Below are 513 nucleotides of genomic sequence, written 5' to 3' on the forward strand. Positions count from 1 at the left end.
CAGCTCCAGTTCCTCCTCACCGGCATTCCCGTGACGCAGGTTCGCGAGGACATCCGCAATGTCCCGATCGTGGCACGCAGCGCCGGCCGCGAGCGGCTCGATCCGGCCCGTCTGGCGGATTTCTCATTGATGAGCCGCGACGGCCGCGCCATTCCGCTCGACCAGGTCGGTCATTCGGAGATCCGGCTCGAAGAGCCGATCATGAAGCGGCGCGATCGCACGCCGGTCGTCACGATACGCTCCGATATCAATGAGGCGACCCAACCTCCGGAAGTCTCCAAGGATATCAACACCGCCCTGCAGCCGCTGATCGCATCCCTTCCGGCCGGCTATCGTATCGAGCTCGGTGGATCGATCGAAGAGGCAACCAAGGCCAACGATGCGTTGGCGACGATCTTCCCGGCCATGATTGCCGCGATGCTGATCGTCGTCATGCTGCAGGTGCGCTCGTTCTCGACGATGGCGATGGTCGTCCTGACGGGACCGCTCGGCCTCGTCGGCGTCGTGCCGGCA

General features: G+C 64.3%; 1 protein-coding gene. It reads left to right on the forward strand.

Features of this window, described 5'->3' with window-relative positions; all coding sequences use genetic code 11:
* The coding region (locus MOV75_RS41515; RefSeq protein WP_246933104.1) for an efflux RND transporter permease subunit at positions 1-513 on the forward strand (513 nt) is incomplete at both ends.

The sequence above is a fragment of the Bradyrhizobium sp. PRIMUS42 genome, from assembly GCF_023006515.1.
GTDB lineage: Bacteria > Pseudomonadota > Alphaproteobacteria > Rhizobiales > Xanthobacteraceae > Bradyrhizobium.